Annotated in this window: 9 protein-coding genes; 6 read left to right on the top strand and 3 right to left on the bottom strand. The window is 71.8% G+C overall.

Annotated features, from left to right (window positions below; translation table 11 throughout):
* Positions 1 to 6: 6 nt before the first annotated feature.
* The 6 genes from rpsF to LG388_RS22940 all read left to right on the top strand — a co-directional run bounded on the left by rpsF (position 7) and on the right by LG388_RS22940 (position 4,355).
* Entirely contained in the window at positions 7 to 381 is a 375-nt protein-coding gene (rpsF, locus tag LG388_RS22965) for a 30S ribosomal protein S6 (protein ID WP_225784873.1), read from the top strand.
* A gap of 1 nt (position 382) precedes the next feature.
* Positions 383 to 688, top strand: coding sequence for a primosomal replication protein N (priB, locus tag LG388_RS22960; RefSeq protein ID WP_225784872.1), 306 nt, complete (start codon positions 383 to 385; stop codon positions 686 to 688).
* A gap of 18 nt (positions 689 to 706) precedes the next feature.
* A complete protein-coding gene (gene rpsR, locus LG388_RS22955; RefSeq protein WP_225784871.1) occupies positions 707 to 988 on the top strand; it encodes a 30S ribosomal protein S18 in 282 nt (93 codons plus the stop codon).
* 10 nt (positions 989 to 998) lie between these two features.
* Complete coding sequence (rplI, locus tag LG388_RS22950) at positions 999 to 1,451, top strand: 50S ribosomal protein L9 (protein WP_225784870.1); 453 nt, start codon at positions 999 to 1,001, stop codon at positions 1,449 to 1,451.
* A gap of 187 nt (positions 1,452 to 1,638) precedes the next feature.
* Entirely contained in the window at positions 1,639 to 3,045 is a 1,407-nt protein-coding gene (dnaB, locus tag LG388_RS22945; RefSeq protein WP_225784869.1) for a replicative DNA helicase, read from the top strand.
* Positions 3,046 to 3,200: 155 nt separating this feature from the next.
* Positions 3,201 to 4,355 carry an EAL domain-containing protein gene (locus tag LG388_RS22940; protein WP_225784868.1) on the top strand — a complete coding sequence of 385 codons (1,155 nt, stop codon included), beginning with the start codon at positions 3,201 to 3,203 and terminating at the stop codon, positions 4,353 to 4,355.
* A gap of 48 nt (positions 4,356 to 4,403) precedes the next feature.
* Here LG388_RS22940 and LG388_RS22935 read toward each other — a convergent pair whose 3' ends face one another.
* The 3 genes from LG388_RS22935 to bcsB are packed head-to-tail and all read right to left on the bottom strand — an operon-like array spanning position 4,404 to position 12,498.
* Positions 4,404 to 8,945 carry a cellulose biosynthesis protein BcsC gene (locus LG388_RS22935; RefSeq protein WP_225784867.1) on the bottom strand — a complete coding sequence of 1,514 codons (4,542 nt, stop codon included), beginning with the start codon at positions 8,943 to 8,945 and terminating at the stop codon, positions 4,404 to 4,406.
* Positions 8,921 to 10,168 (bottom strand): cellulose synthase complex periplasmic endoglucanase BcsZ, encoded by a 1,248-nt coding sequence (bcsZ, locus tag LG388_RS22930; RefSeq protein ID WP_225784866.1) that lies wholly within the window; start codon positions 10,166 to 10,168, stop codon positions 8,921 to 8,923. Before bcsZ ends, LG388_RS22935 begins: the two co-directional genes overlap by 25 nt.
* The gene (gene bcsB / locus LG388_RS22925) at positions 10,165 to 12,498 is read right to left on the bottom strand and encodes a cellulose biosynthesis cyclic di-GMP-binding regulatory protein BcsB (RefSeq protein WP_225785177.1); all 2,334 of its coding nucleotides are present in this window, start codon (positions 12,496 to 12,498) and stop codon (positions 10,165 to 10,167) included. The genes bcsZ and bcsB overlap by 4 nt, the downstream gene beginning before the upstream one ends.
* Positions 12,499 to 12,500: the final 2 nt, after the last annotated feature.

Raw genomic sequence — 12,500 nt, 5'->3', positions numbered from 1 at the left:
AGTGTCATGCGTCACTACGAAATCATCCTGCTGATCCACCCGGATCAGAGCGAACAGGTTCCGGCCATGCTGGAGCGCTACAAGGGCATGATCGCCGCCGGCAACGGCAAGGTGCATCGTGTCGAAGACTGGGGCCGCCGCCAGCTGGCCTACCAGATCAACAAGCTGAACAAGGCGCACTACCTGTGCGTGAACATCGAGGCTGACCAGGCCGTGATGGCCGAGCTCGAGCACGCCTTCAAGTTCAACGACGCCGTGCTGCGCCACCTGACGGTGCAGAAGAAGAAGGCCGAGACCGGCCCGTCGGCGATGATGAAGACCGTCGAGCGCGAGGAAGCGCGCAAGGCCGCCCAGGCCGAGTACGCCGCCAACAACGGTTGATGTGGGTCCGTCGGGTGCGGTCAACCAGCTGCTGCTGAGTGCCTGCATCACCGAACTGGCCGCCTTGCGTTTCACCCCCGCAGGCATCCCCGCCCTGGACGTGCGACTCGAACACGAGTCCACGCACATGGAGGCAGGGCAGTCCCGGCAGGTGAAGGCGGCCTTGAAGGCAGTGGCCTTCGCTTCGGTGGCAGAGCGCCTGGCGCGGCAGCCCCTGGGCAGCCAATGGCGCTTCCAGGGCTTCCTGGCCAACCCGCGCAACGGCAAGCACCCGGTGCTCCACATCACTGAGTTCCAGCAAGATTAAATTTTCAAGGGGTCCCAGATGGCCACGTTCAAGAAGTTCAACAAGGACAAGCGTCCGAAGCGCAATACCCAGTCGCTGCTGTTCAAGCGCAAGCGCTTCTGCCGCTTCACCGTCGCCGGCGTTGAAGAGATCGACTACAAGGATGTCGACGTGCTGCGCGATTTCATCAGCGAGAACGGCAAGATCATCCCCGCGCGCCTGACCGGCACGCGCGCGATCTACCAGCGCCAGCTCAACACCGCCATCAAGCGCGCCCGCTTCCTCGCGCTGGTGCCGTACACCGACCAGCACCGCATCTGAGGAGAAGAGCATGCAGATCATTCTTCTGGACAAGGTCGTCAACCTCGGCAACCTGGGCGAGATCGTCAAGGTCAAGGATGGCTACGCCCGCAACTTCCTGATCCCGTCGGGCCGTGCCCGCCGCGCGACGGAAGCCGCCAAGGCTGAATTCGAAGCCAAGCGCGCCGAGCTGGAAAAGGCCGCTGCCGCCAAGCTGGCCGAAGCGCAGAAGCAGGGCGAGAAGCTGGGCGGCACGACCGTCAAGCTGACGCAGAAGGCCGGCGTCGACGGCCGCCTGTTCGGCTCCGTGACCAACCACGACGTGGCCGACGAGCTGAAGAAGCAGGGCTATGACGTCGTCAAGTCGCAGGTGCGCCTGCCCAACGGCCCGATCAAGACCGTGGGCGACACCACCGTGGCCGTGCAGCTGCACACCGACGTGGTGGTCGAGATCACGGTGACGGTGTACGGCGAAACCGCCTGAGTCCGCCCGCACGGGAACGGGGCTGCGCTGCAGCCTCGTCCTTCGAAAAGCCGCCCCTTCGGGCGGCTTTGTTTTTGGTGCGCCGGGTTGTCCCGCGCCACCCACTGGAAAGGCACCGCTTTTCCACAGCCTTATCCCATGACTGGAGCGCTGCGGCGGCCTAGCATGGCGGGTTGCAAGGAGCCTCATGTCCGCCGTCTTTTCCTATGCCGACAACGATCCCTCGGACGACCGCCAGGTCGCCCAGCTGCGCGTGCCGCCGCACAGCATCGAAGCGGAATCCAGCGTGCTGGGCGGCCTGCTGCTGGACAACGGCGCCTGGGACCGCGTGGGCGACCTGCTGGTCGATGGCGACTTCTACCGCCATGAGCACAAGCTGATCTACGCGGCCATCGGCAGCCTGATCAACGGCAACAAGCCGGCCGACGTGATCACGGTCCACGAGCAGCTGCAGACGATGGGCAAGGCCGACGAGGTCGGCGGTCTGCAGTACCTCAATTCGCTGGCGCAGTACGTGCCCAGCTCCAGCAACATCCGCCGCTACGGCGAGATCGTGCGCGAGCGCTCGATCCTGCGCAAGCTGATCTCGGCCGCGGACGAGATCGCCACCAACGCCTTCAACCCGCAGGGCAAGGCCGTGGACAAGCTGCTCGACGAGGCGGAGCAGAAGATCTTCAACATCGGCGAGGAAGGCTCGCGGATGAAGCAGGGCTTCCAGAGCATGGACTCCCTGGTGGTCGAGCTGCTGGACCGCGTGACCGAGATGGCTGACAACCCGAACGACATCACGGGGGTTCGCACCGGCTTCTACGAGTTCGACAAGATGACCTCGGGCCTGCAGCCGGGCGACATGATCGTGCTGGCGGCGCGCCCTTCGATGGGCAAGACCTCGCTGGCCATCAACATCGCCGAGCACGTGGCGCTGGAAGAGGGCCTGCCCGTGGCCGTGTTCTCGATGGAAATGGGCGCCGCGCAGCTTGCGGTGCGCATCGTGGGCTCCATCGGCCGCATCGACCAGGGGCACCTGCGCACCGGCAAGCTCACCGACGAGGAATGGCCGCGCCTGACCGAGGCCATCGAGAAGCTGCGCACCATCTCGCTGCACATCGACGAGACGCCGGGCCTCACGTCGAGCGAGCTGCGGGCCAATGCGCGCCGCCTTGCGCGCCAGTACGGCCGGCTCGGGCTGATCGTGGTCGACTACCTGCAGCTGATGAGCACCTCCAGCAGCATGAGCGACGAGAACCGCGCCACGGCCGTGGGCGAGATCTCGCGCGGCCTCAAGATGCTGGCCAAGGAACTCAAGTGCCCGGTGATCGCGCTGTCGCAGCTGTCGCGCGGCGTGGAGTCGCGCACCGACAAGCGGCCCATGATGAGCGACCTGCGCGAGTCGGGCGCCATCGAGCAGGACGCGGACCTGATCATGTTCATCTACCGCGACGACTACTACAACAAGGACTCCAAGGAGCCGGGCGTGGCGGAGGTCATCATTGCCAAGCACCGCAACGGCCCCACCGGCAGCGTGAAGCTGGCCTTCCTGAAACCGCTGACCAAGTTCGAGAACCTGGCGATGGGGATGGGCGACGACTATTGAGCGGCGCCAGGCGCCGGCTGCGCGCCATGGGCGCGGCGGGGCCGGCGTCGGGCACCGGGCGGGCTGCGCGCCGACACCCGGTGTGTCGGCGGCGGCACAGAATGGGACCGTCACACCCGCGCTCGCCTGACAATGGGCGAGCCCCAAGGCCCTCCATGCCGCACCGTCTTCTTCCCGGCCACTTCACCGTCAGCGACCAGACGATCGGCTGGGCCGATGCGGGCGCGCATGCCTTGCTGGACCATGAGCCCGGCACCTTGATCGGCCGGCCCGTGCACCTGCTGCTGGGCGAAGGCTCGCCCTGGCTGGGCCACCTGCCGCGCGGCCACGCGTGCGACGTCGATTTCGCCCGTGCGCCCTTGCGCACCGCCGGGGGCGCCTTGCGCCTGCTTGGCCTGCACGGCGAGCGCATGGACGCCCGCACCGTGCTGTGGACCTGCTGGCCGGCTTTGCCGGCGCACGGCGAAGCCGCGGCCGGGCAGGCCGGGCCCGCCGCGCTTTCGCGCGCGCAGATCGCCCAGGGCCTGGCGGCCGGCGAGTTCCGGCTCGTCTACCAGCCCAAGGTGGACCTGCAAGAGGGCCGCGTAATCGGCGCCGAGGCCCTCGTGCGCTGGGAGCACCCCGAGCACGGCTGGCTGCAGCCACGGCATTTCGTGCCCTCCATCGAGGACGACACGCTGATCGAGGCGGTGGGCGACTGGGTGCTGCAGGAGGCGGCCCGGCAGTGCCGGCGATGGGCCCATGCCTGGACGGCGCCGGGGCGGCGCATGCCGGTCGCCGTCAACATCAGCCCGCGGCACCTGGAGCGCGCGGACTTCATCGAGCGCCTGACCCGGCACCTGGAGGCTGGCGACGCGACGAACCCCGTGCCGCTGGAGCTGGAACTGCTGGAGACGCCCGCGGTGCAAGACCTGGACGAGGCCGCGCGAATCATCACCGCCTGCCGCGACATGGGCGTGCCGGTGACCCTGGACGACTTCGGCACCGGCTACGCGATGCTCAGCTACCTGCGCACCCTGCCGGTGTCGGGCCTCAAGCTGGACCGCTCCTACGTCGGCGGCCTGCTGGACGACGTGCGCGACCGGGCCATCGTGCGCAGCCTGCTGGCGCTGGCGCGCAGCTTCGATTGCGAGGTGGTGGCCGAAGGCGTGGCCACGCCAGCGCATGCGCGTGCGCTGCTGGAACTGGGCTGCACGCGCGGCCAGGGTTTCGGCATCGCGCCGCCCCTGCGCGCCGAGGACCTCCCGGGTTGGGTGGCCGCCTTCGAAGCGGCGCCGCCGCCCTGGTCTTCTTCGCCGCCGCCCGGCTGAGTTTCCGCGGCGGCGAAAGGGCGGTCAGCGCCGTCTCACGGCGCCTTCTCACAGCGGCGTGTACGGCGAGGTCAGCGGCGACAGGCTCGGCGGCGTGCCCAGGATGGACGTGCCCTGCGTGCCCAGCATGTAGCGCAGATAGACGTTGCCCGTGAACTGGCGGTAGTTGCGCGCGTTGCTCAGGCCGACCGTGCCGCCCAGGTAGAGCTGCGGCGCCACCTGGTATTCCAGGGCGGCGCCCAGGTTGTAGGCCAGGCCCGTGCGGCTGCTGGAGGGGTAGTAGCCCGTGAAGATGGTGTTGTTCAGCCCCACCCGCGTGGCCTGCGCCATCGCGGCCTGCACCTGCGACTGGCGGGTCGAGTCGGTGGGGAAGTAGGGCGCTTCGTCCTGCGTGAAGGACTGCACGCCCAGCGACGCGTTCACGCGCCAGGCCAGCCGGTTCTGTCGGCCGCTCCAGGTGACGGGAAAGTCCAGGCCGATGTAGCGCTGCGGGCTGAAGTAGCCGCCGTGGCCGTAGGTGAAGTGGCTCAGGTTCTTGTCGTAGTGCAGCAGGCCCACGTTCATGCCGGCCGTGAGCGTGTGCGTCTCGTTGCGCAGCAGGTGCGCGTAGAAGCCGCCGCCGCCCTCGACGCGGAAGTTGTCCGCGACGTTGGTGCCCGTGAGCGCGTGGTAGGAGCCGTAGCCGTAGATGCCGAAATCGCCCGCATCCCAGGTCAGGTCGCCGCGCCCGCCGGTGGCCACCACGCCGCCCCAGCGGTCGCCGGTGCGCGTGTCCTCGGTGCCGGCGAAGGACAGCAGGCTGTCCGTCACCGGGCGGCGCGACAGCTCGCCCTTGAAGCTCAGCGCATCGGTGAAGCTGCCACGGTAGCGCAGATGGCCGATGACGTTGCTTTCCTTGAAGCCCAGCGGCGTGGTGCCGATGGCGGCATCGAAGTTCTTGCTCTCGTAGCCCACGCTCAGGCCGACGCCGCTGGCCGACTGCGGGCTGGGCAGCGTCGCCGCACCGTAGGCTGCCGCCAGCGCCGCCGCCGGCCCAGCGCCGAAGCGGCTGGCGGTCGAGAAGTCGTAGGCCGCGGTGCCCGCGTCCAGCGTGGTCGGCGTGGCCGCCACCACGATCTTGCCGTCGCCCACGGCGATGCGTCCTTCGATGGGGATCTGGATGTCCGAGAGGCGGCTCAGGCCGTCCTCGCCTTCGCGGTTGCGGTAAACCATGCCCATGCTGACCGAACTGCTGCGCTCGCTGCGCAACTGGTCCAGTTCGGCGCGCAGCGGATCCACCGGGGCGGCAGACGTGTTGCGCTGCATGGGCCACAGGCCGCTGTCCGCCGCGGCACCCGGCACGGGCAGCGGGTAGGGCAGCCCGCCCGCAGTGGGCGCGGGCCAGAGTTGCGCCTGCGGCTGCGCCCCGGCCGGCACTGGCAGTGGCAGCTGGGCCGCCGGATACGCGGGCTGGACCGGCGCGGGAATGCCGCCATCGGCCGCGCCCAGGCCCGACTGGGGCAGAGGCGCTGCCGGGTATGCCAGGGTGTTGGCGTAGACCGGCGCGCCGGTGCCGGCCGGCGGCGCCAAGTAGGCCGACGCGTCGGGCCGGTTCGCGGGCGCGCCCGCCAGTGCCTGCCCAGCCGTGGCTCGGCCGTTCGTGCTGCTGCTGCCGCTGCTGCGGCGGGCCGCGCCGCTGGTGCCGGTGGCGCTGCGGCCGGTGCCGCTTGTCGCGGGCGCGTCGCGCACGGGCGGGTTCTCGGGCCAGGGCGCGGCTCCCCCCATCGGTGCGCCCGCGGCGGCCGGGGCTGTTGCGGGAAGGCCGGTCCAGGCCGGCGCAGGCGGCAGCGCCACGCCGCTCGGCCCGGCGAAAGCCGGCGGCGTGTTCATGGCCGGCAACCCGGCGCCGGAAGTCGGCAGCATCACGGGCGCTGGCAGCATGGCACCCGCAGCCACGGCATTGGGCATGGGCAGGGCGCCGGGCACCTGGCGGCCCGTCATGCCGGCGAAAGGGTTGGCCGCGCCGGCCGCCAGGGCGGGGGCACCCAGTGCGCCGGGGCGCGTTGCGCTCCACGGCTGGGCCAGGCGCTGGTCGGCCTGGATCGCCGCCTGCAGGTATTGTTCGGCCTGCCGGTTGTCGCCTGCGTTGCGGAAGACGCGGCCGGCGGCGGCCAGCACGCGCGACTGGTCCGGCGCCTGCTTGAGCGCGGCCATCACGTAGGACTGCGCGTCGCCATGCGCGCGCGCTGCGCTGGCGCTGGCGGCGGCGGCCAGCAGCGTGTCCAGGTCGGTCGGGTTGCGCTGCAGGATGCGCTGGTAGAGGGCCAGCGCCTGGGCCTCGTCGCGTGCGCTGGAATACAGGCGGGCCAGCGCGCCCAGCGCGCCGGGGTCGTCGGGCTGCGCGGCCAGCAGCGGCGACAGCATGTTGAAGGCTGCTTCGAGGTTGCCCGATTCGCGCAGCACGTCCGCCTGGCGCAGCAGGTAGCCGGTGCGCAGCCCGTCGAACTGCGCGCGCTGCGCGGGCGTCATCGGCGTGGCCTGCAGCTGGCGCAGCAGGGCGGCCAGTTCCACGTCCTGCCGCGTCTTGACCAGCACCGAGGCGTACAGCAGTCGGTCGCCGATGGCCGGGTTGGGGCTGCGGGCCAGCAACTGGCGGCTCATGGCCAGGGCGCGCGGCGCATCGCCGACTTCGGCATAGGCCTCGGCCAGCGGGCCCCAGATGTCGGACGTCATGTCGCGCCCGAGCGCGGACTCGGCCGCGGCCAGCACGGCGCGCGCCGCTGCGGCCTGACCCTGGCGCGCCAGCGCCAGGGCGCGCTGGCTCTGCGTCTGCACGTACAGGCGCCGCTGCAGATCGCGCATCTCGCGCGTGCGCGAAGCGGCGGGAATGCGCTCCAGGTATTCGAGCCCGGCCGCGCCGTCGCCCGCATCGGCGGCCAGCAGCGCACTGGCGAACAGCACGTCGGGCATGTTCGGCTGCGACATCAGCAGCCCGTCCATCACGCTGCGCGCCTGCGGCAGCTGGCCCGCGCGGCGGTAGATCTGCGCCAGGTCCAGGCGCAGCCACGGATCGTCCGGGTTCTGCAGCATGGCGTCTTCGAGCAGGCGCTGCGAGCCGGCGACGTCGCCCGCTTCCAGCCGCGCGCGGGCCTGCGAGCGCGCCTGCGTGGCGCGCAGGTTGCGCAGGCCGCCGGCCTCGCGCAGCTGCTCGGGCGTGAGGCGCGCCATCAGCTGCTGTGCTTCATCGGCGCGGCCGGTCTGCGTGTAGACCACGATCAGCCCGCGCAGCGCCTGCGCGTCGTCGGCCTTGGCCTCGAGCACGCGGCGGTAGTGGCGCTCGGCCTCGGTGTAATTGCCGTCGGCGGCTTGCAGATCGGCCAGCGCGTTGAGCCCGGTGGGCTCGCGCTCGTCCACGCGCACGGCGCGCTCGTACAGCGCGCGGGCGTTGGTCAGGTCGTTGCGCTCGCGCGCGGCATCGCCCTGGCGCATGAGGTTCCAGTACGTGGCGCTGCGCAGGGCGGCGGCGAAGCGATTGCCACCACCGCGCGAGGCCTGTTCCAGCAATTGCTGCGCCTCGGCGAAGCGGTCCTGCCGCAGCCGCACGATGCCCAGGCCGCCCTGGGCCTCGGCATAGCCGGGCTGGCGGCGCAGCGCGTCCTGGAAGCGCTGCTCGGCGCCCGCGAGGTCGCCGCGGTCGATGGCGCGAAAGCCCTCAGCCACAGGCTGCGCGGCCGGCGAGGCGAGCGTGCCCTCCGCCACCGCGGGCGTGCGGATGGCCTGCAGGCGCGCGGCCACGGCTTCGTCCTGGCCCGAGGCCAGGAAGGCTTCGTACAGCGGAATGTCGCGCTCGCGCGCGTCCAGCCAAATCAGCGCCTGGCGCCAGCTGGCGCGCGCCGGCCCGGCCGCGCTGCCGCCCGCCGCGGCCAGCTCGGACAGGGTGCGGATGCCGTCGCGGCGTGCCGATTCGCGGTAGGTCTGGGCGCGCGCCACGGCCAGCTTGAGCTCGGCGTTGTCGGGTTGCTGGCGCAGCAGTTCTTCCAGGCCCCGGCGGCCTTCTTCCCAGCCCTGCGGGCTGCCGGCCAGCAGCTCGTAGTACTCGCGCGCCAGGTTGGGCGGCGGGGCCTGGTTGCCGATCACGGTGCGGTACAGCTGCAGGGCCTCGGCCACGCGGCCGGCCTGCGCGGCGGCGCGCGCACGCTGCAGATCGCTCATCGCCGGCCCGCCGGCCTGCAGGCGTGTCAGGCGCGCATCGCGCGGGTGGGCGGCGCGCAGGCGGTCGATCCAGGGTTGCGCGGCGTCGGCGCGCCCGCGCGTGAGCTCGACCTGGGCCATGCCGTAGAGCGCGTCGGCGGCGTTCGGGTCCAGCCGCAGCAGCTTGCGCCAGTTCTCCTCGGCCAGGTCGATGCGGCCCATGTTCTGCCAGTAGGCCCCTTGCTCGGCCAGGGCGGCCCGGCCGTCGTCCTGCGCCTGGGCCTGCAGCGCGGCGCTGGCGCACAGCAGCCCGCCGGCCGTGAGCGCGGCGGCCAGCCGGCGGTGGGCGGCGCCGGGGCGCGGCGGCGACTCGAAAGGAGCGATGAGCGCTCGCGTCAGGGCCTTCGTGCGGGAGGGCATGCTCGTTTCCAGTGGGGTTGCAGTTGGCCGTGGCGGTCGAAGGCATAGTCGCCTTCGAGCCAGCCCAGGCCGAACAGGATCAGGTTGCGCTCGTAATAGGGCAGCGGCTGCGTGCCGGGCGGGTTCACGCCGCCGCGCGTGTCGATGCGCGCCAGGGCGGCGCCCACGGCCGCATCCTGGCCCAGCGCACGCAGATAGGGCAGGCAGGCGCCGTAGAAGCCGGCCGGCGCGGTGCCGGTGGCGGCGCCGCTGCGCGTGTCCACGTATTCGGGCAATTGGCCGGTCGCTTCCAGCGCGCGGCGCGGGCCGTCCAGGCTGGCCAGCAATGTGGCGCGGGCCGGGTCCTGCGCATGCAGCATGCCGGCCCACAGGTAGACGCGGATGGCGTCGTAGCTCGCCATGCTGCCCTTGTCCGGGTCGGGGACGAAGGTCCGCTCGTCGCTGGACCAGGCGCACCAGTCGGGTGCCCAGCCGCGCGGTGTGGTGGCGACGAACATGCGCACGGTGTTCTCGGCCATCGCCTTCCAGGGCCCGTTCGGGTCTTCCTGCTCGAAGCGGCGCAGCTGCTGCAGCGGCAGGTAGCTGGGGTTGAGCCGCCAGTTCGGGCCCTGGGCGACGGCGCGCGGCCAGGGCAACAGCATGGCGCCCAGGCCGTCGAGCACGGCCACTTCCTCGGCCACCACGCGCGCCAGCAACTGCCGGCCCAGCGTGCGGTAGGCCGGCACCGACCACAGGCGCGCGGCTTCCAGCAGCGCATAGGCGATCCACAGGTCCGCGTCCGAGGCGGCGTTCGCATCGAGCACGCCCCAGCCGCCGGCCGGCAGGCGGCCCCATTGCCAGGCCGGCAGGCGCTGCGCCAGGCTGCCGCCGCTCAGGTTGGCCTGCGTCCAGGCCAGCACGCGGTCGAACAGCGGCCGGTCGTTGTGCACCAGCGCGAAGAACAGCGCGTAGGACTGCCCTTCGGAAGTGGAATGCTGCTGCGGCGTGTCGAAGTCGATCACCCGGCCGTCGGGCTGCACGTGCCGCTGCACGAAGGCCTGCCAGTGCAGGGCGGACTGGCCGCCGCCGCAGCCGGCGGCCGGGCGCGCCGCGCCGCGCGGTGACTGGGCGCAGGCCCAGCCCGGCAGCAGGGTCGCGAGCGTCAGCCCGGCCAGGTGGCGGCGGCGCAGGCCAGGGGCTGCGGGTTCATCGGGCTGAAGGGTCACGGGACGGTGCTGGCTCATGCGTTCTGCAGGCGGCGCCGCGCGCGCAGGCGCAGGCTGGCATAGGCGGCCGCGGCGCCCAGCACGGCCACGGCCAGGGTGATCGCGAACAGGGCGAGCGGGCTGCGCGACATCTGCCAGCGCAACCAGGCGATGGGCGGCAGCCGGCCCACGTAGTAGACCTGGCTGCCCAGCACGCTGTGGACCTGCGTGTCGCGCACGATGGCCAGGCTGCCCTGGATGTCGGCCAGCCGCTCGGGCGTGAGCAGCGCGTCCATCAGGCTCGCGTGCGAGCCCTCGGGCGTGATCACGGCCACCACGCTGCGGCCGGGGCGCAGGGGCGATTCGAAGCCCGCGATCATGGCGCGCCGGCCGTCGTCGGCCACCGACATGGGCGGGGCCGCGGTGGGCAGGTCGCCGCGGGCGCGCGTGCCGATCACCAGCTTCACGGCATCGTCCAGCCAGCCGGCCAGCTGCCATTGCGTGGTACCGGCGCCAGGCTGCTGCACGGGCATGTGCGGCGCCCACTGGTTCAGGAGCGGCTGGCGCTGCGGGCTGCCGAGCACCAGCAGGTCCTTGTCGGCCCACTGCGGCGCGTCGCCCGCGCGGCCCACCTTCATGCGCAGCGCCGGGTAGCCCGTGGCGCGGCCCACCACGCCCATCAGGCCCAGGTAGGTTTCCAGGTCGGCGGCGGCGGGCTGGTCCGGCAGGATGACGGCGGTCTCGGCCAGGTCGGCCAGGCGCGTGAAGGGGAAGCCGCTGTTGGCGAAGGCCGCCAGCTCGGGCATGGCGATGTAGTGCGGCAGGCCCGACAGGTCGATGGTGGAACGCGGGTCGATGGTGCCGCTGGCGTTGTCCAGCAGCTGCGTGCACTTCTGCGCCTTGGGCTCGAAGTAGTAGTGCAGGCGCAACTGATTGCGCGCGCTCAGCGCCAGCGGCGGCAGCGTCACGGTCTTTTTCGACACCGTGGTGCCGTCGGCCATCAGCGGCGTGGCCAGTGGGTTCCACCAGGCGTCGCCGCCGGGGTAGGCCGCGCGCAGGGGCAGGGCGCCCACGAAGGTCTCGTTGACGTTGACGTTCAGCGTCGACTGGTCCGGCCGCGGCCGCGGGGTGTAGCGGTACTGCAGCTCGACCGGCACGCCGTCCTTGCGCCAGGTGAAGAGATCGGGCGGCAGCTGGAAGTTCACGCGCACCACGTCGGGCGTGTAGCCCGAGACCGTGAAATCGCCCGCCTGGCCCAGCTCCCCGAACTGCACGGGGCGGTCGGTGGGCAGCCAGCGCGGCGCGTCGTAAGGCTTGCGCGCGGCCGGCGGCTGGAACTCGGTGACGCGCGCCGTCGGCCCGCTGAAGGCGCGCGCATTGAGCGCCAGCGCACTGGCGGCGCTGCGCAGTTCATCGGCATTGCGGCCTTGCACCAGCAACAGCTTGGCGGTCGGGTCGCCCGGGTGGTCGACCATGCTGAGCGAGGGCCCCTGCACGGGCGGCAGCGTGAGGCCCTGGATGGGCGTGTCCGCCAGCGCGAAGACGACGGCATGCCCGCTGGCCGGCAACGCGGCCAGCGAAACCGGGAACTGCGCGCCGCGGTAGTCGGCCTGCGCCCCCAGCCAGGACGAGACGATGCCCGCCGATTCCAGCAGCGCCGAGCTGCTGTTGCCCAGCACGACGGGGATGCGCGCACGGCGGATGTCGCGCGCGTCGAAGAAGGGCTGCGGCAGCGAGCCCAGCTCGTTGCCCAGCCTGAGCGGCTGCAGGTGCAGCCGCAGCGTGCTGGCCGCGTCGATCTTGGCCCACAGGCTGCTGTGCATCGTGTCCTCGCAGTCGCGCGTGTAATGGCCGACCAGCTGCACGTTGATGCGGTTGAATTCGGCGATCAGGCGCCGGTCGATGGGAATCTCGCGCACCAGCGGCTTGCCGGCATCGGCCGCCGCGGCCGGCAGCGTGGCCACGAGCACGTCGTTCACGCTGACCTTGAGGTGCGACAGCTCCGGAATGAGCGAGGGCGAGTACGAGTAGTGCAGCCGCAGCGCGGCCTGCGTGACCAGCTCGTCGGCGCGGATGCTGAAGGGAATGCCCACGGTGGCGCTCACGCCCTGCAATTGCACGGCGTAGTTGATGCCCAGTTGCATGAGATTGAACTCGCGCGTGCCGTCGGCCTGCGTGCCGGCGGAGGCCATCGCGCCGGGCAGGGCGGACGGCGGGATCAGCGGCACGCCCGGCGCAGGCGCCGCGCCTGCCGTGGTGGCGGCGCGGTCCTGCGCCATGCCGGCGCTCCAGACCAGGGCCAGGCAGGCCAGGCCGATGCGGGCGCTGTGGCCGTGCGCCAGCACACGGCGGGCCATCGAAGGGGACATCT

The sequence above is a fragment of the Xenophilus sp. Marseille-Q4582 genome, from assembly GCF_916700565.1.
In the GTDB taxonomy this organism is placed as follows: Bacteria; Pseudomonadota; Gammaproteobacteria; order Burkholderiales; family Burkholderiaceae_C; genus Xenophilus.
This window is presented reverse-complemented; position numbering and strand designations above follow the sequence as displayed.